Genomic DNA, 288 nt, shown 5'->3' with positions numbered 1-288 from the left:
TATTGAAAATTGGAGCGGAAGACGGGATTCGAACCCGCGACCCCAACCTTGGCAAGGTTGTATTCTACCACTGAACTACTTCCGCAAGACATGTTATGAGAGATTTTATTAAAAGTGCGGGTGAAGGGAGTCGAACCCCCACGCCAAAGGCGCCAGATCCTAAGTCTGGTGCGTCTGCCAATTCCGCCACACCCGCATATTATTTTAATAAATGGTGAGCCATGAAGGACTCGAACCTTCGACCCTCTGATTAAAAGTCAGATGCTCTACCAACTGAGCTAATGGCTC

Annotated in this window: 3 tRNA genes; all 3 read right to left on the bottom strand. The window is 48.3% G+C overall.

The annotated features are described in order from the left end of the window. Nucleotides 1-10: 10 nt before the first annotated feature. A tRNA-Gly gene (locus LOK41_RS28805) sits at nt 11-85 on the bottom strand. Between the two features lie 30 nt (nt 86-115). Beyond that, nucleotides 116-196 (bottom strand) — tRNA-Leu (locus LOK41_RS28800). A 16-nt stretch (nt 197-212) separates the two neighbouring features. Further along, nucleotides 213-288, bottom strand: a tRNA-Lys gene (locus LOK41_RS28795).

Origin of the sequence: Bacillus sp. TL12, from assembly GCF_022625245.1 — a bacterium.
Classification (GTDB): domain Bacteria; phylum Bacillota; class Bacilli; order Bacillales; family Bacillaceae_G; genus Bacillus_A.
Note: the sequence above shows the minus strand (reverse complement) of the source record. Positions and strands in the feature narration are given on the sequence as shown.